Annotated in this window: 16 protein-coding genes; 8 read left to right on the plus strand and 8 right to left on the minus strand. The window is 63.2% G+C overall.

Annotated elements, in window-relative coordinates; all coding sequences use genetic code 11:
- Positions 1 to 126 precede the first annotated feature (126 nt).
- The gene (locus NDJ82_RS23690; protein ID WP_099586416.1) at positions 127 to 1,002 is read left to right on the plus strand and encodes an undecaprenyl-diphosphate phosphatase; all 876 of its coding nucleotides are present in this window, start codon (positions 127 to 129) and stop codon (positions 1,000 to 1,002) included.
- A 281-nt stretch (positions 1,003 to 1,283) separates the two neighbouring features.
- Here the strand turns inward: NDJ82_RS23690 and NDJ82_RS23695 are convergent, their stop codons facing one another.
- Genes NDJ82_RS23695 through NDJ82_RS23710 form a run of 4 tightly spaced genes read right to left on the minus strand, consistent with a single transcriptional unit; the run spans position 1,284 to position 4,754 of the window.
- On the minus strand, positions 1,284 to 2,108 hold the full coding sequence (locus NDJ82_RS23695) for a sugar phosphate isomerase/epimerase family protein (protein WP_250926407.1): 825 nt from the start codon (positions 2,106 to 2,108) through the stop codon (positions 1,284 to 1,286).
- Position 2,109: 1 nt separating this feature from the next.
- Entirely contained in the window at positions 2,110 to 3,309 is a 1,200-nt protein-coding gene (locus NDJ82_RS23700; RefSeq protein ID WP_250926408.1) for an NAD(P)/FAD-dependent oxidoreductase, read from the minus strand.
- A gap of 2 nt (positions 3,310 to 3,311) precedes the next feature.
- Positions 3,312 to 3,632 (minus strand): MocE family 2Fe-2S type ferredoxin, encoded by a 321-nt coding sequence (locus NDJ82_RS23705; RefSeq protein WP_250926409.1) that lies wholly within the window; start codon positions 3,630 to 3,632, stop codon positions 3,312 to 3,314.
- A gap of 27 nt (positions 3,633 to 3,659) precedes the next feature.
- Positions 3,660 to 4,754, minus strand: a complete 1,095-nt coding sequence (locus NDJ82_RS23710) for a fatty acid desaturase family protein (protein WP_250926410.1) — start codon at positions 4,752 to 4,754, stop codon at positions 3,660 to 3,662.
- A gap of 162 nt (positions 4,755 to 4,916) precedes the next feature.
- Between NDJ82_RS23710 and NDJ82_RS23715 the strand changes: the two genes are divergently transcribed.
- A complete protein-coding gene (locus NDJ82_RS23715; protein WP_250926411.1) occupies positions 4,917 to 5,966 on the plus strand; it encodes a LacI family DNA-binding transcriptional regulator in 1,050 nt (349 codons plus the stop codon).
- 69 nt (positions 5,967 to 6,035) lie between these two features.
- On the opposite strand, the gene NDJ82_RS23720 is transcribed toward NDJ82_RS23715, so the two are convergent.
- Positions 6,036 to 7,997: a sigma-54 interaction domain-containing protein gene (locus NDJ82_RS23720; protein WP_250926412.1), complete on the minus strand. Its 1,962-nt coding sequence runs from the start codon at positions 7,995 to 7,997 to the stop codon at positions 6,036 to 6,038.
- 185 nt (positions 7,998 to 8,182) lie between these two features.
- On the opposite strand from NDJ82_RS23720, the gene NDJ82_RS23725 reads away from it, so the two are divergent.
- Genes NDJ82_RS23725 through NDJ82_RS23735 form a run of 3 tightly spaced genes read left to right on the plus strand, consistent with a single transcriptional unit; the run spans position 8,183 to position 10,909 of the window.
- Entirely contained in the window at positions 8,183 to 9,187 is a 1,005-nt protein-coding gene (locus NDJ82_RS23725) for a Gfo/Idh/MocA family oxidoreductase (RefSeq protein ID WP_250926413.1), read from the plus strand.
- Positions 9,184 to 9,963, plus strand: coding sequence for a TIM barrel protein (locus tag NDJ82_RS23730; protein WP_099586408.1), 780 nt, complete (start codon positions 9,184 to 9,186; stop codon positions 9,961 to 9,963). The genes NDJ82_RS23725 and NDJ82_RS23730 overlap by 4 nt, the downstream gene beginning before the upstream one ends.
- Positions 9,964 to 9,982: 19 nt before the next feature.
- Complete coding sequence (locus NDJ82_RS23735) at positions 9,983 to 10,909, plus strand: sugar ABC transporter substrate-binding protein (protein ID WP_099586407.1); 927 nt, start codon at positions 9,983 to 9,985, stop codon at positions 10,907 to 10,909.
- A gap of 61 nt (positions 10,910 to 10,970) precedes the next feature.
- Here NDJ82_RS23735 and yghU read toward each other — a convergent pair whose 3' ends face one another.
- Together yghU and NDJ82_RS23745 are read right to left on the minus strand one after the other, a co-directional pair.
- On the minus strand, positions 10,971 to 11,798 hold the full coding sequence (gene yghU, locus NDJ82_RS23740; RefSeq protein WP_112194780.1) for a glutathione-dependent disulfide-bond oxidoreductase: 828 nt from the start codon (positions 11,796 to 11,798) through the stop codon (positions 10,971 to 10,973).
- A gap of 44 nt (positions 11,799 to 11,842) precedes the next feature.
- Entirely contained in the window at positions 11,843 to 13,078 is a 1,236-nt protein-coding gene (locus NDJ82_RS23745; protein WP_250926414.1) for an MFS transporter, read from the minus strand.
- 100 nt (positions 13,079 to 13,178) lie between these two features.
- Between NDJ82_RS23745 and NDJ82_RS23750 the strand changes: the two genes are divergently transcribed.
- Together NDJ82_RS23750 and NDJ82_RS23755 are read left to right on the plus strand one after the other, a co-directional pair.
- Positions 13,179 to 14,141 (plus strand): AraC family transcriptional regulator, encoded by a 963-nt coding sequence (locus NDJ82_RS23750; protein WP_250926417.1) that lies wholly within the window; start codon positions 13,179 to 13,181, stop codon positions 14,139 to 14,141.
- Positions 14,142 to 14,230: 89 nt separating this feature from the next.
- On the plus strand, positions 14,231 to 14,827 hold the full coding sequence (locus NDJ82_RS23755; RefSeq protein ID WP_250926415.1) for a glutathione S-transferase: 597 nt from the start codon (positions 14,231 to 14,233) through the stop codon (positions 14,825 to 14,827).
- Positions 14,828 to 14,903: 76 nt separating this feature from the next.
- On the opposite strand, the gene NDJ82_RS23760 is transcribed toward NDJ82_RS23755, so the two are convergent.
- Positions 14,904 to 15,671: an SDR family NAD(P)-dependent oxidoreductase gene (locus NDJ82_RS23760; RefSeq protein WP_112194774.1), complete on the minus strand. Its 768-nt coding sequence runs from the start codon at positions 15,669 to 15,671 to the stop codon at positions 14,904 to 14,906.
- 137 nt (positions 15,672 to 15,808) lie between these two features.
- On the opposite strand from NDJ82_RS23760, the gene NDJ82_RS23765 reads away from it, so the two are divergent.
- A complete protein-coding gene (locus NDJ82_RS23765; protein WP_250926416.1) occupies positions 15,809 to 16,957 on the plus strand; it encodes an aldose epimerase family protein in 1,149 nt (382 codons plus the stop codon).
- The last annotated feature ends 83 nt before the right edge of the window (positions 16,958 to 17,040 follow it).

Genomic DNA, 17,040 nt, shown 5'->3' on the forward strand with positions numbered 1-17,040 from the left:
AGTCCAATAGCGTCGCGAACCTTTCTAATTGCTGAACCGATTGCAAATAGCCGTCGGCCCTGCCGAAGCGCTGAAACATTTCGAATAAACTTCGCCGATATCTCCCTTTTCTCAAGGACACGTATTTTGACGAACGTCTGTTCCGCCGGCCTGGATGTGGGCTTTGCGTCCCTGGATTACCTGCAGATCTTCATCCTCGGTGTCATCCAGGGCATTACCGAATTGTTGCCGGTGTCGTCCACCGCTCACATGCGCGTGGTGCCCGCCCTGCTCGGCTGGCAGGATCCCGGTTCGGCGTTTTCGGCGGCCATGCAGTTGGCGGCCCTGGCGGCGGTGGTCAGTTATTTCTGGCGCGATGTGCAGCAGGTGACGACAGGCAGCATTGGTGCAGTGCGCCGTGGCGACTACAACGACCGGTGGTTCAAGCTCGCGGTAGCGATTGTGCTGGCGACGATTCCGATCTGTATCGCTGGCCTGGCACTGTCGTCGACCCTCAACAGCTGCAACTCGCCCATGCGTGGTTTGATGGTGATTGGTATTTCCTGCCTGGTGATGGCGGTGTTGCTCGCGGCAGCCGAGCTGCGTGCACGGCACACCCGCGACGTGAGCCAGATGCGCCTGCGCGATGCGCTGATCGTGGGTGTGGCGCAGATTGGCGCGTTGATTCCAGGGGTGTCGCGTTCGGGTTCGACGCTTACCGCCGCGTTGTTCCTCAACTTCAAGCGTGAAGAAGCCGCACGGTTTTCTTTCCTGCTGGGCCTGCCCGCTATCGCCCTCGCCGGCTTGAAAGAACTGTGGGTGTTGCTGCACGCCGATCTGCCAGCCCATGCCTGGCCGCACCTGTTGTTTGGCCTGGTGGTGGCCAGCGTCTCGGCGTTTTTTGCGATCTGGGGCCTGATGAAGTTTCTGGAGCGGTTCTCCACCTGGCCGTTCGTGATCTACCGGGCGTTGTTGGGGGTGTTCCTGATTGTGGCGGTGAGCACCGGGATGTTGGCCGGGTAAGGCCGCGTGCTGTTTTGGGGTGAGCTCACTTCTGTGGTGGCATGGCTTCTGTGGTGAGCGGGCTTGCCCCGCGCTGGGCTGCGAAGCGGCCCCAAAACCTGACACTGGGATTTACCTGAAAAAACGCGGCGTTCTTAATGGGGCTGCTTCGCAGCCCAGCGCGGGGCAAGCCCGCTCACCACAGAAGCCAGGTCACCACAAAAGCCTGCTCACCATAGAGGCCCGCGAACTACAAAAGCCAGGTCACCATACAGAATATGCCCACTCTCGTAAGGCCGCCTTCAGACCAGGGTTTGGCAGTCGTTCCAAACCTGGCGAATCAACCCCTGCATCTTCAACGCCTCAGCCCAGCGATCGCTGATTTCACGCCCATCGGCACCGGTGATCGCATACGGCGGCGGGCCCAGTTCGCAGGTGAACGACAGGCTCTGCCCTGTATCGGGGCGCGCCAACCAGTCTTCGATGCCGTAGCGCCACCAGCCAATAAACCGCTCGACCCAGGCCTGATGCTGGGGGAATACCATTGAGACCTGCACCTGCTCGCTGCTGGCCACGCGGCCATGAAACCCCCAGCTGTGGCGCAGGATCGTGCGGATCTGTTCGTCGTCTTCCACCGCGCCCGGCTCGGGCAACTCGCGCCCCACCACGTAGTGGGACAGGTCGGCCAGCAACTTCAAGTCGGGCATTTGCGCCAGCAGGTCGAGGGTGAACAGCAGGTCGTTGGTCAGGCGATACCGGTGGGTTTCCAGCAGCACCGGAAAATCCACCTGCTCGGCCAGGCGCTGCCAACCTTCGACCAGCCGCGCCGCGTCGGCCTGGGTGCGCGGGCGCACGTCGGCTTGCAGGGTGAGGTGGTGGCAGCCGTAGCGGCTGATTACATCCAGCGCGGCGGCGAGGTCATCCACCGATTGCGGAAACAGCTGGCCTTCGATCTGCAAGCCCCGCGCCGTGGCGGCGGCGTGCAGGCGTGTCACATCAGCGGGTTTCCAGTAATGGTCGGTGATGCCGTCGAAGCCGGCTGCGGCGATTCGATCCAGCTGCGCTTCGAGCGGGCCGGGCTCGGTCTGCATGGCCCACAGGGATTGGAATACCAGGAATTGGCGCATATCAGCTCCGCAGCAAGTGTTTGAGGGACAGCTCGGGGTCTGCCAGGCTGGACGGGTTGAGCACCGCGCGCGCCGTGATCAGGCGTTCGCACAGCTTGATGTCCTTGGCCACGCTGTTGCCGGGCGCCCAGCCGCAGGCGCCTTGCAAATGCCCGTCGGCATTGAGGTAGAACAGCAGCAGGCCGCCGGCCGGCAAGGCACGACTGATCAGGTGCGGGGTCATCGCGCCCACTGTCTGTAAGCCCCAGTCGTATTGATCAGACCAGAAACCGGGAATCGCTTCGAAAGGCACTTCACGCCCCAGCATATTCAGCGCCGCATGCCGCCCCTGGGCCTCGGCGTTGCGCCAGGTTTCCTGGCGTTGGTACAGGCCATCGAGGCGAAACTCACAGACATCGCCGGCCGCATAGATGTCCGGTGCGCTGGTGCGCAGGTGTGCATCGACGCGGATGCCCTGCCCTACCTCCAGCCCCGCATTGGCGGCCAGTTCCAGATTGGGTTGCATGCCGATGCCGACCACCACCAGATCGCAGGGCAGCAACTGCCCGTCGACCAGTTGCACGGCGGCGTCATGGATGGATTCCAGCGCCACGTTCAAGCGCACATCCACGCCTTGCTGGCGGTGCAGATCCAGCAGCGCCTGGCTGATTACCGGCGGCAGCACCCGCCCCGCCAGGCGCGGCCCGGCTTCCAGCACCGTGACCTCACACCCCAGGCCCCGGGCAGTGGCGGCCACTTCCAGGCCGATGAACCCGCCGCCGACAATCACCAGCCGTGTACCCGGACGCAAGGCACTGCGCAGGGCCAGGGCCTCGTCGTGGGTGCGCAGGTAAAGCACATTGGCCTGCGCCTGGGGCAAACGTCGCGCTCGCCCGCCGGTGGCCAGCAGCAAACCGGCATAGGCCAGCCATTGGCCGTCGGCGAGTTGCAGGCGATGGTGCTGCGGCTCCAACTGCGTCACCGGGTTGGCGGCGATATGCTCGATGCCCAGTTCGGCCAGGCGCGAGCTGTCGCACAGGCTGCACGCCGCCAGGTCCGCCGTGCCCTGCAAGAGGCCTTTGGACAGCGGCGGTCGCTCGTAGGGCAGGTGCGGCTCATCGCCAATCAGCACCAGGCGCCCGGTATAACCTTCTTCGCGCAGGGTCAGCGCCGCACGGCCACCGGCATGGCCGGCGCCGACGATGATCAGGGGTGCGTTCATCATCACACCGTGATAGCGAGCAGTACCCGCCCCGCTTCGACCCGCACCGGGTAGGTCTTGAGGTTGACGCACACCGGCGCGCCCATGGCCTTGCCGGTGCGGTAATCAAACCGCCCGTTGTGCTTGGGGCACTCGATGACGTGGTCCATCACCAGGCCATCGGCGAGGTGGATTTTCTCGTGGGTGCACAGGCCGGCGGTGGCGAAAAACTCATTATCGGCCGAGCGATACACCGCATAGGTGTGGGGCCCGTGGTCGAAGCGCAGCACGTCTTCTTCGTCTATCTCGCCCACGGCGCAGACGTCGATCCATTGATCGTTCATGGCGGTTTCTCTTGTTATAGATGGGGTTCAGCTGACTGCGGCTTCGGCACTCATCGGGGCATTGGCAGCCGGCTCCGCGCTCGGGCGAATCGGCCGCTGGATGAAATACGTCGGATCGCTGCGCTGCTTCCAGACGGTCGGCAGGATTTCCCGGTAAGCCTCGAAAATATTCGCATACGGCGGCGGGCAGTCGTTGCGGATCTCTTCGTGCAACTGCGCGAGGGCGTGGTACGGCACCATCGGGTACATGTGGTGTTCGAGGTGGTAGTTCATGTCCATGTAGATAAAGCGCAGCACGCGGTTCATGTAGATGGTGCGGCAGTTGCTGCGGTGGTCGAGCACGTCTTCGGCCAGGCCCACATGCTGGGTAAGGCCGAACAGGTAGCCGAGCCAGGCGCCGTAGATGCTCGGCAACCCCACCAGCATCAGCGGCAACCAGCTGTGCAGGTACAGCGCAGTGCCGATGACCAGCGCATAAATGCCAACCCAGATCCGCGCGGCGCGGAACACCTTGGGCCACTCGGATTCGGGGATAAAGTCCGCTTCCTGGGCACTCATCTGGCCCACCGCATGACGCGCCACGCCGCTGAAGGTTTTCCACGCCAAAGGCAGGTTGAACAGGCTCAGGAACATCATCAAGAAGCTCGGCGGACGCGGTTCGACGATTTCCGGGTCGCGGCCAACCACGATGGTATCGGTGTGGTGCCGGGCATGGCTCCAGCGCCAGACATGGGGCTCGAAGATGCACATGAAGCTGGCGACCTGGTACAGCACGTCGTTCATCCAACGGGTCTTGAACGCGGTGCCGTGGCCGGTTTCGTGCCAGCGCGGGTTGGACGCCGTGCCGTAGAGCACGCCATAGGCGAGGAAGAACGGCACGCAGGCCCAGGAGCCCCAGAACCAGTAGCCGCCGAAACCGGTGGCGAACAGCGCGCTCACCCAGATGGCGGTGTCGCGCAAGGCCGGGGCGTCGCGGCGCTGCATCAGTTCTTTCATGCGTTTACGGGAAATCGGCGATTGGTACCAACTGGCCGAGACCAGGCCTTTTTCCGCCGCGCGGGCGGCTTCCGGGCCGGTCAGGCTGTAGTCGCGCCGGGCGGTGTGAGCGGTGTGTTCAGGCATTGTTATTGTTCTCCGCAAGCGGGTGGTTTCTGGTGCTTTGCGAAACCAACGATAGAGTGCGGCTAAATCACCCTCAAGGCCTTGAATCCATTCCCTATCAAGCTATCATCCAGGCCCAGCGGGGCTTGATAGTTTTCTATCAAGACGTTCAAGAGGGCTGTCATGAACAACAATAAACGCCCAACCATTGCCACCGTCGCCGCCCACGCGGGCCTGAGTGTGGCCACTGTTGATCGGGTGCTGAATGCGCGTGCTCCGGTAAATCCGGAAACGGCCGAGCAAGTATTCCAGGCCGCCGAAGCCGTGGGCTATTTTGCGGCGCGGCTGATCGGCCAGCGCATCCGCGAACGCCGGCCCACCTATCGCTTCGGCATTCTGCTGCTGGGCACCGCCCAGGCGTTCTATGCGCACCTGGCGCAGTCGATCAGCGACGCCGCGCAGCATCACGCCACGGCCAACCTGACCTGTCAGTTCGAATACATCAACGACCGCACGCCCAGCGCCATCGTCGCGCAGATCGAGCAACTGGCCGTGCAGTGTGATGCCCTAGCGGTGGTCAGCTTTGCCCACCCGCTGATCAATGCCTGCCTGGCGCAGATCCGCGAGGCCGGCGTGCCGGTGGTCGCCCTGCTCTCGGATATCCATGAACAGGCCCTGGAACCGTATGTCGGCCAGGACAACCATGTGGTCGGGCGCACCATGGGCTGGCTGCTCGCCCGCACCTGTGGCGCGCGCAAAGGCAGCGTCGGGATTCTATTGGGCGGCCACCGGTTCCTGGGGCATCAGACACGGGTCGAAGGCCTGCACAGCTATTTGGCCGAACACGCGCCGGGGCTCAAGCCGCTGGAGCCGCTGATCAACCTGGACAACTGCGACATCACCGAAGAAGCCACCCTCGACCTGCTCACCCGCCACAGCGACCTGCGCGGCCTGTGCGTGGTGGGCGGCGGCGGTGACGGCATCATCAGCGCCCTGGCGCAGCTGCCCAAGCGCCCGGCGCTGTGTTGCATCCTGCAGGAGTCCACCGAGCTGTCTCGCCAGGCGTTGAGCCAGGGCTTGATTGATGTGGTGATGGACTCACAGCCACGGCAGACGGCGGTGGCGCTGGTGGGGCTGTTGGTGGAGTTGCAGAGTGCCGAAGGGTTTGATGCGATGCGGCATCGGGTGCATATCGCGCCGCAGATTGTGACGTCCGAAAATATGTGTGACTGAAGCGCGGTCATGCGCTGTTGTGGTGACCTGGTTTCTGTGGTGAGGGGCTTCTGTGGCCATATTTTGAATTTACGCGCCGCGAAAATCCCCGGCATTCAGCCCGAATCGGCTCATTTTGTTGTACAGCCCACCCCGCGATACGTTCAGTTGTTGGGCGGCCAGGCGGATGTTGCCGCGGGTGCTTTTGAGCGCGGCGATGATGGCGTGCATTTCGTGGCTGCTCAGGTCTTGGGCGGGCTGGGGCTCGGAATGGCGCAGCGTGGCTCGCGGCCTGGTTTCCAGGGGTAAGTCGGCCGATTGGATGAGTTCGCCCGTCGCCAGGTTGGTCGCCCGTTCGATGGCGTTTTCCAGCTCCCGCACATTGCCCGGCCAGCCGTGGGCCGAGAGCAAGGCCAAGGCCTCCGGCGAAAAACCCTGCACCGATTTTCGCAACGAGCGCGCGCAACGCGTGAGGAAGTGCCGCGCCAGCAGCGGGATGTCTTCACGGCGCATGCGCAACGGCGGCACGGTCAGGTTCAGCACGTTGAGGCGGTAGTAGAGGTCTTCGCGGAACGCGCCTTCGGCCACGGCCTGGCTGAGGTTGCGGTGGGTGGCGGCGATGATGCGTACGTCCACCTGGCGTGCGCTTTTTGCGCCGACCCGCGCAATTTCACCCTCCTGCAACACCCGCAGCAGGCTGACCTGGGCGTCGAAGGACATGTCACCGATCTCGTCCAGGAAAATGGTGCCGCCATCCGCCAGTTCGAACTTGCCCGCCGAGCCGCCCCGCGCCGAGCCGGTGAACGCGCCTTCGACATGGCCGAACAGTTCACTCTGCACCAGGTCCCGTGGAATCGCGCCGCAGTTGACCGCCACGAACGGGCCGTTGCAGCGCTCGCTGGCGTTATGGATCGCCTGGGCAAACAACTCCTTGCCGGTGCCGCTTTCACCCAGGATCAGGGTGGTGGCGTCACTGCGACTGGCGATGCGCGCCAGGTGCAGCGCGTCCTGGATCGCCCGCGAGGTGCCCTGCAGGGTCTCGAAGGTATACCGCGCCTGGGTGCCGACAAGGCGCCGGGTGATTTCGCGGATGCGCCGGTTCTCGCGCAGCGACACGATCACCCCACCCTGTTCCAGCGGGCACACTGAGACCAGGCAGGCGAGTTGGCTGCGGTCGTGCAGGTGGAAGGTGCAATCGAGGTCACGCACCGGCTCACCCAGAGCGTCGCTCAATTCGCTGCGGCCCAGGCGCTGGAAGGGGCTGCCCACCAACTCCGGCCCGACCTGGAACAGCTGCCGGGCATAGCGGTTGAGCGCCTTGATGCAGCCGCGCTCGTCCAGTACCACCAGGCCTTCGTTAAGCACTTCGAGCACGGTTTGCTGTTCTTCAAGCAGCGCTTGCAGGGCCATCTGGCGTGATACGGCTTCGGCGGCAGCTTGCACGGTGCCCAAGGTGTGGAAGTGGAACCAACCGGGCTCGGCGGTGAGGGTGAGCATGGCCAAGGTCTGGCCCTGGGCATTCTTGATTGGCGCGGCGGCACAGTGCATGCGGCGCTGGCGCAGGCCAACGGCGAAATTTTCCTCGGCCAGCACATACACCAGGCGGTCTTCGGCCAGGGCCAAACCGGTGCAGTTGGTGCCTTGTACCGACTCCGACAGGCGGCTGCCCACGGGGGTAATGTCCAGCCCGCAGAAATACAGGGTGGTGCCGTCGGCATCGGTAAGGTTGATATGCCCGCGAGGGTTGTAGGCCAGCAGGCCATGCATGACTTGGGCTGCGGCCGCGATCAGCACGCGGTGGCTGGCCAGGGTGGCAGCCAGGATGTGAGGGTCGACAAAACGGTATTGGCTGTCGGCAGGATCGATACCCGCCTCGACGCTGCGCCGCCATGAATCCCAGATCACCTGGCGCACATCGGCCGGGCGTTCGACCAAATGTTCCTGGCAACCCTGCCACGCTTGCTCCAAGGCATTGATTGGGCCGTCGTTCAGCGCAGCAGGCCCGAGGGCTGTCAGGTAGTCGAGGTCTTGTACGCTGAAGGCCATGCTCATCACGGTTATCCATGTTCATATTTTTGACATGTCAGTATAGACATGTCATCCAAATGAACACATTTTGTTTATTGAATTTCCATAAACCTATAACTATCAGCAACTTACGAATTGGCACAGGCTTTGCTCCTACCCCTTTGCCCATCAGGACCGTCCTGAGGCCAACAATAAGAAGGGGTCACCACATGAGTACACAGAACATCCGCCTGGGCTTGATCGGTGCTGGTCGCATGGGCAGCTTCCACGGCTTGACTGCTGCGCGGCATATCCCCGGCGCCAGCCTGGCCGCCATCGCCGATCCGACCCCAGGTCAAGCCGCTCGCCTGGCAGCAGAGTTGGGCGTGGACAAGGTCTACACCGACCCGCAACAGTTGCTCGACGACCCGGATATCGACGGCGTGCTGATCGCCGCTCCTGCCCGCAGCCATGCCGAACTGGTGATCAGCGCCGCCCGCGCCGGCAAAGGGGTTTTCTGCGAAAAACCCATGGCCATCACCCTCGATGAGGCCGACCGCGCCATCGCTGCCGCCGCCGATGCCCGCGTGCCGTTGCAGGTCGGCTTCAACCGGCGCTTCGCCAAGAGCTTTCGCACCGCGCACCTTGACGTGCTGGCCGGCCGTATCGGCACCCCACAGCTGCTGCGCTCGCTGACCCGCGACCCGGCGCTGAACAACCCGGCCAACTCGCCGCAATGGGTGATCTTCCTCGAAACCCTGATTCACGACTTCGACACCCTGCGCTACCTCAACCCCGGTGCCGAAGCCGTAGAAGTCCACGTAATGGCCGACGCGCTGATCGCCCCGCAATTCAAAAGCAAAGGCTTCCTCGACACCGCCGTGGTCGCGATCCGCTTCGATAACGGTGCGATTGCCACCGCCGAGGCCAACTTCCAGGCCGTGTATGGCTACGATGTGCGCGGCGAAGTTTTCGGCAGCGCCGGCATGCTGACCATGGGTGGCGTACAGGAATCCGACCTGACGCGCTACCTGGCCCAAGGTATCCAGGCCGACACCCAGCGCCTGGACACCGACCTGCTGCGCGACGCCTACGTCGCCGAGCTCAACCACTTTGTCGACTGCCTGCGCACCGGCGCCAAGCCCCTGGCCAGCGGCGAAGACGCGCGGGCGGCCCTGGCGATTGCCCGCGCCTGCATCACCTCATTCGAACAGGGCAAGGCGGTGGCCGTATGATCCCGTTCAAACTGGCGATCAGTGCCGAGATGGTGTTCCTCGACCTGCCCTTCGTCGAGCGCGTCAAACGCATTCACGCCCTGGGCTTCAGCGCCGAAATCTGGGATTGGACCCACAAGGACATCGACGCGCTGGTCGCCACGGGCGCCGATTTCACCTCGATGACCGGCTACATCAGCGGCACCCTCACCGATCCCGATGGCATCCGCCAATTGCTCGACAGCGCCCGGGAATCTTTAGGCATCGCCGAACGCCTGAATTGCCCCAGCCTCAACCTGCACGGCACTGGCCTGGGTGAAGGCGGCCTGCCGGTGCAGCCCGTGAGCCAGACCACCGGGCGCATGTGGCTGAGCGCCTGCAAAACCTTGGAAAAAATCGCCCGCCTGGGTGAAGACGCGGGTCGTGTGTTCCTGCTGGAAAACCTCAACACCGAAGTCGATCACCCCGGCGTTCCGTTCGCCCGCGCCGAGGACACATTGGCGCTGATCGAAGCCGTGGGCAGCCCCCACGTGAAGATGAACCTGGACCTGTACCATGCACAGATCGGCGAAGGAAACCTGATCGAACTGATCCAGCGCGCAGGCCCCGCCATCGGTGAGATCCAGGTGGCCGACGTGCCCGGACGCAAAGAGCCCGGCACCGGCGAAATCCACTACCCGGCCATTGCCAGGGCCTTGCATGGCATCGGCTACAGCGGCGTGGTTGGCCTGGAAGGCTGGGCCAGCGGCGACAGCGAGCTGGCCCTGGAGCGTTTCCGTCAAGCGTTCACCCTATAACAATAAAAGGAACACTCTCATGCATCGCTATTCATTGATCGTTGCCACGCTGCTACTGCTGTTCAGCCCATGGTCCTTCGCCGATTACCGAATCGGCGTGAGCATTGCCAGGGTCGACGATAACTTCATGACCTACGTGCGCAACGGCCTGGACAGCGCCGCCAAGCAGCACGGCGTGCAGATCCAGTTCGAAGACGCCCAGGGCGACGTGGTGCGCCAGCTCAACCAGGTCGAAGGCTTCCTTAACCAGAAGGTCGACGCGGTGATCGTACTGCCGGTGGACACCTCCGCCACCGCCAACATGACCCGCGCCGCCGTGGCCGCCAAGACGCCGTTGGTGTACGTCAACCGCCACCCGGATGAACGCACCCTGCCCAAGGGCGTGGTTACGGTCGCCTCCAACGACATTGAGGCCGGGCAATTGCAGATGCGCTTCCTGGCGGAAAAACTCGGTGGCAAGGGCAATGTGGCGATCATCATGGGCGATCTTGCGCAGAATGCCACCCACGACCGCACCGAGGGCGCCAAGCAGGTGCTCAAGGACTTTCCGGGGATCAAGGTGGTGGAGCAACAAAGCGCGGAATGGCAACGTAGCAAAGGCATGGACCTGACCAGCAACTGGTTGCTGGCGGGCACCCAGTTCGATGCCATCGTCGCCAACAACGATGAAATGGCGATTGGCGCGGCCATGGCGTTGCAGCAATCGGGCAAGGCCAAGGGCGAAGTGGCGATTGTCGGTATCGACGGTTTGCCGGACGGTCTGGCGGCGGTCAAGCGCGGGATGCTGGCGGCGTCGGTGTTCCAGGACCCCAAGGCCCAGGCGACCAAGGCGGTGGAGTCGGCCATCAAGATGATCAAGGGCGAGCCGATCGAGTCGGAGGTGTGGGTGCCGTTTGAACTGATCAAGCCTGAGCAGGTGGCGGTGTTCGAACAGCGCTATAAATAAATCAAAGACAAGGAGATCCAAATGTGGGAGGGGCTTGCCCCCTCCCACACTGGGACCTCAATCAGTCGAGGTCGCTTGCGTCATGGCGTTCGGGCAACTGTTCCTCGCCCGACACCCGGTTCACCCGCCGCCCCCGCTGCACCGCCGGCCGCGCATCAATCGCGTCCGCCCAGCGCTGCACATGCGTGTATTCGTGTACCGACAGAAATTGCGCCGCGCCATACAAACGGCCTTTGACCAACCCGCCATACCAGGGCCAGATCGCGATGTCGGCAATGGTGTATTCGTCTCCGGCAATGTACTCGCTGACCGCCAGGCGTTTATCCAGCACGTCCAACTGACGCTTGGCCTCCATGGCGAAGCGGTTGATCGGGTATTCCATCTTGCTCGGCGCATACGCATAGAAATGCCCGAAGCCACCGCCCAGGTAAGGCGCGCTGCCCATCTGCCAGAACAACCACGACAAACACTCCGCTCGGGCCGCCGGTTCGGTGGGGAAGAACGCGCCGAATTTCTCGGCCAGGTACTGCAGGATCGCGCCAGACTCGAATACACGAATCGGCGTGGCGCCGCTGTGGTCCATCAAGGCCGGGATCTTGGAGTTCGGGTTGACCCCGACAAAGCCGCTGCCGAACTGGTCGCCGTCGCCGATCTTGATCAGCCAGGCGTCGTATTCCGCACCGCTGTGCCCCAGGGCCAGCAGCTCTTCGAGCAGGATTGTGACCTTCTGCCCATTGGGCGTGGCCAGGGAATACAGCTGCAACGGGTGCTTGCCGATGGGCAATTGTTTGTCGTGGGTAGCACCGGCGATGGGCCGGTTGATGCTGGCGAAGGTGCCGCCGCTTTCGGTGTCCCAGGTCCAGACTTTCGGGGGTACATACTCGGTCATGCTTACGACTCCAGAAGCGTTTGCGATCAACGAAGCGTTTCAGACTAAACCAAAGACGGGTGGTGCGTCACACTCCCCGCCGCAGCGTGCCGGGGCACCTGCACTCGCAGGGCGATCAACAATGCCGCCAACAGCATCAAGCAACCCGCGCCTATAAACACCCCATCGATGCCGGTGGCACTGAACATCGCGCCACCGCCCGCCGCACCCGCCGCGATTGCCGATTGCACCGAAGCGACCACCATGCCACCGGCACTTTCGGCCTGATCCGGCACCGCACGGGCCACCCAGTTGGACCACGCCACCGGCACACCGCCGAAGGCCATGCCCCACAGTGCCAGGAGCAATGCCTGACCCGGCAGTGACGCGGGCAGCATCACCAGGGCCAACGCAGCGACGCCCACCAGGACCGGCATCAACACCAGGGTTCCCCGGGGGTTGCGCACCAGCAACCATCCGGCCAACAGTGTGCCGACAAAATTCGCCGCGCCAAACCCCAGCAGCATCAACGCCAGCCCTTGGGTGCCGACCCCGGTGGTGCTTTCCAGAAACGGGCGAATGTAGGTAAACAGCGCGAAGTGCCCGGTGTGCACCAACACGCAGCCGAACATACCGATGGCAATGCCGGGGCGCAGCAGTACATCCAGCACGATGCGCAGGCGTGCGGTGCCGCTGGGTGCCAGGCGCGGCAGGGTGAACAGCTGGAACACCAGGGTCACCACGCCGACGGCGGCCGCAGCCACAAATGCACTGCGCCAGCCGTACAGGTCACCCAGGTAGCTGCCCAACGGCACCGCGACGACGGTACCCACCGCAATGCCGCTGAAGATGATCGACAGCGCACGGGGCAGCAACGCCGCCGGTACCAGGCGCATCGCCACGGCCGCCGCCATGCTCCAGAAACCGCCGAGAGCAATGCCCAGCAGGATGCGCATCAACAACAGCACCAGGAGGCTGGACGAGAACGCCACCAGCAGGTTGGAGGCAATCATCAGCGTGGAGAACCCCAACAGCACCAGGCGCCGGTCGATGCCGCGCGTCAGGCCAGGCACCAGCAAACCGGCGAACAACGCCACCACCGCCGTGACCGTGACCGCCTGCCCGGCCGACGCTTGCGACACACCCAGGTCCAAGGCCATCGGCGTCAGCAGGCTGGCCGGCAGGTACTCCGCCGTGAGCAGGCCGAACACGCCCATCGCCAGGGAAAACACCGCCATCCACGCGGGTGTGGTCGGTTCGACCCGTTCATCAACAGGGGCATGGGACACACAATCATTCATCACAAGACATCCTCAGGCATTAACGTGACGGCCAGTCTAGGTTCCGCCTTCAGGATGATCTATGATTCAAACCCTTAAGTTCTTGACCGAAACCCCGAATATGCCAGCCGACAATGCGTTCACCCTGTCCTCCGAGCTGATCAACGAACTGCTGCGCAGCATGCGCCTGCGCGGCGTGCAGTACCGGCGCATCCAGGCCGGGCCGGTGTTCGGCATCAGCTTTGCGGCCAAGCCGGGCCATGCGTATTTCCATTTTCTGGCCGCCGGCTGCGCTACCCTGCGCCTGCACGACGGCAGCCTCTTTGAGTTGTCGGCCGGCAATGCGGTGTTTATCGCCCACGGTGGCGCCCACGCGCTGTTATCCAAACCGGATGACCCCGTGCAGGACATCGCCAGCTTCGACGCCGCACCGCTGGGCGATACCGTGTGCGCGGTGAATGCCTCGCCCCACGCTGCCTCCAGCACCCTGCTGTTCAGTGCCTGCATGGAGTTCGAACTCGACAGCATCCAGGGCCTCGGCAACTTGATGCCGGCCTTGATGCTGATCGATGCCGCAGGCCAGCGTTACCCTGGCCTGATGCCGATCCTGGCGGTGATGGAACGCGAAGTCTCCAGCGCCCGCGTCGGTTACGCCGGCATCCTTGCGCGCCTGGCCGATGTGGTGGCGGCGATGATCGTGCGGGGCTGGGTCGAGTGCGCCTGCGCCAATGCGTCGGGTCTCGCGGCCGCCTTGCGCGACACCCGCCTGGCCGGTGCCCTGCTCGCCCTGCACCAGCAGCCGGGGCGCGACTGGAGCGTGGCCGAACTGGCGGCGCACTGTCATACCTCGCGCTCGGTGTTCGCGGATCGTTTCCAGGCGACCCTGGGGGTTCCGCCGTTGCGTTACGTGACCGAACTGCGCATGCGCCTCGCCAGCCAGTGGCTGACCCTGGAGCGACTGCCCATCGAAGAAGTGGCGCACCGCCTCGGCTATACCTCCCAGGCGGCCTTCAGTCGCGCCTACAAACGCATTACCGGGCAACCGCCGGGCGCCAGCCGCCAGGGTTTCAGGAGCGCGGTATGAGCGCCGGGCTTGAAGACATCCTCGTTGCGCCGGGCGGCCGAGTGCCCTTAATCTCTTGAGCTCGTCACCCTGATAGCAATGGAGGCTTCATGAAACTGGTCGGCATGCTGGATTCGCCTTACGTAAGGCGCGTAGCCATTTCCCTGGAGTTGTATGGGCTTGAGTTTGTGCACGAGCCATTGTCGGTGTTCAGCACCTACGCGGAATTTGCCGAGATCAACCCGGTGGTCAAGGCCCCGACCCTGGTGCTGGACGATGGCACGGTGTTGATGGATTCGAGCCTGATCCTAGAGTACCTCGAAGCCCTGGCCCCGGCGGACAGCAAACTGCTGCCCCAGCAACCGGTGGCACTTGCCAAGGACTTGCACGTTCTAGGGCTGGCGCTGGCAGCCTGTGAGAAGAGCGTGCAGATCGTCTATGAGCACAACCTGCGCCCGGCGGAGAAACAGCACGCGCCGTGGCTTGAGCGCGTAACCGGCCAGTTGCTCGCGGCCTATGGTTTGCTGGACAAGCAGCTGGGTGACAGCCAAGTGCTGACCCAGGCGTCGATTACGGCGGCAGTCGCGTGGTCGTTCAGCCAGTTCACCGTGGCGTCGGTGGTCAAGGCCGATGCGTTCCCGAACCTGCGACGGCATGCCGAGCGTCTGGAGCAGCATCCGGCGTTCAAGCGTTACCCCATCGCCTAAGCACCGCAGTTCAAATGTGGGAAGGGGCAAGCCTCCTCCCACACTGGCCTGGGTTGCATGAAGGATTGAGTCAGGCTCAGACCCAACCGCCATCCACAATAAAGTTTTGTGCCGAGCACATCGCCGAGGCATCCGAGGCGAGGAACAACGCCATGTTGGCGATGTGTTCCGGCATCACGCTGCCGGGCAGGCACTGGCTGCGGGCGATCAGTTCCTTGGCCGCGTCGTCCACCCACATCGCCAATTGCTTCTCGGTCATGACCCAGCCCGGCACCAGCGTGTTGACGCGAATGCGGTGAGGCCCCAGCTCGCGCGCCAAGCCTCGGGTCATGCCGTGGGCGGCCGCCTTGCTGGCGGCGTATACCGGGTAGCCGGCGGAGGCCATCATCCAGCCGACCGAACCCAGGTTGATGATCGCGCCGCCACCGGCCGCTTTCATCATCGGCACCACCGCCTTGGCCGCAAAGAAGGCGTGCTTGAGGTTGACCGAGATCAGCTTGTCGAAGGTGTCCGAGTCCACTTCTTCCAGGGTGTGGCGCACGTCATTGGCGGCGTTGTTCACCAGCACGGTGATCGGCCCCAATGAATGCTCGAAACGCTCGATGGCGGCCTTGTAGGCAATCTCATCGGTGATGTCGCAGCACACGAACTCCACGGTATGCCCCGCTGAACTCAGCAACGCCGCCAGGCGTTCGCCCTGGCTTTGTGCACGGTCCACAAAGCCGACCTTGGCACCCTGCGCGGCAAAGGCCCGCACCATGAACTCGCCGATGCCCGAGGCACCGCCAGACACCAGCACGGTTTTGCCTTCAAGGTCGGGATAAACAGCCTGTGCAGTACTCATATAACGGTTGCCTCGATCAATTAGTCTTATTTTATTTTACGAAATCGGCGTTAAAGGCTATAAATTCGCTGTCACACCGACAAAATATCGCTATTAGTAGAACTATTCCACTCAAAACAACAAAAGGAAGTTCGACCATGAAGCACCCTCGATACCTGCTCTCGGGCCTCGCCATGTCCCTGCTGGTTGCCAGTGGCGGCGCCCAGGCGGCAGGGCTGTCCAGCGAGCACAAAGCCTTCGGCAAGACCAACGACGGTACACCCGTCGAACAGTACATCCTGCGCAACAGCCATGGCATGCAAGCCACGGTCATCACCTACGGCGGCGTGTTGCAGTCGCTCAAAGTGCCGGATAAAAACGGCAAGGTCGACGACGTGGTGCTCGGCTTCGACGACGTGCAGGGCTACCAGGCCGGCACGGCGTTTTTTGGCGCGACCATTGGGCGCTTCGGCAACCGCCTGGCGGGCGGCGCCTTTGAACTCGACGGCAAGCGCTACCAGGTACCGCTCAACGATGGCCCCAACTCGCTGCACGGCGGCGCCCAGGGTTTTGACAAGCAGGTGTGGAAGGCCGAGTCGGTCAAGGACAAGGGCTCGGTCGGCGTGAAGCTGAGCTACCTGTCCAAGGACGGTGAAATGGGTTTCCCCGGCAACCTGAAGACCGAAGTCACCTACCGCCTCAACGACAACAACGAACTGCACATCGACTACACCGCCACCACTGACAAACCCACGGTGCTCAACCTGACCAACCACAGCTACTTCAACCTGGCCGGCGCGGGCAACGGCGACATCCTCAAGCAAGTCGCTACCTTGCATGCCAGCCATTACACCCCGGTGAATGCCACGTTGATCCCGACAGGCGAGCTGGCACCGGTCAAAGGCACCCCGATGGACTTCCTGAAACCGACGCCGATCGGCCAGCACATCAAGGCCGATCATCCGCAGCTCAAGTTTGCCGAGCCCAAGCAAGGCGGGTTTGACTTCAACTGGGCGCTCGATACCCAGGGCGACGTCAAAAAGCTTGCCGCCGAGGTGCATGACCCTGAGTCGGGCCGGCGTTTGCAGCTGTACACCAGCGAGCCTGGGGTGCAGTTCTATACCAGCAACTTCCTGGATGGCTCGGTAAAGGGTAAAGGCGGCAAGACTTACCTGCACTGGAGCGGGTTTACCTTGGAGACGCAGCATTATCCGGATGCGCCTAACCAGCCGACGTTTGCTTCAACTCGCCTGAATCCAGGGCAAACCTATACCCAAAACACCGTGTTCAAATTCTCCGCCGATTAAAACTGTGGGAGGGGGCTTGCCCCCGATAGCGGTGGGTCAGTTGATAAATCTGTGACTGACCCACCGCTATCGGGGGCAAGCCC

Origin of the sequence: Pseudomonas sp. SR18, from assembly GCF_023701505.1 — a bacterium.
GTDB lineage: Bacteria > Pseudomonadota > Gammaproteobacteria > Pseudomonadales > Pseudomonadaceae > Aquipseudomonas > Aquipseudomonas cyclaminis.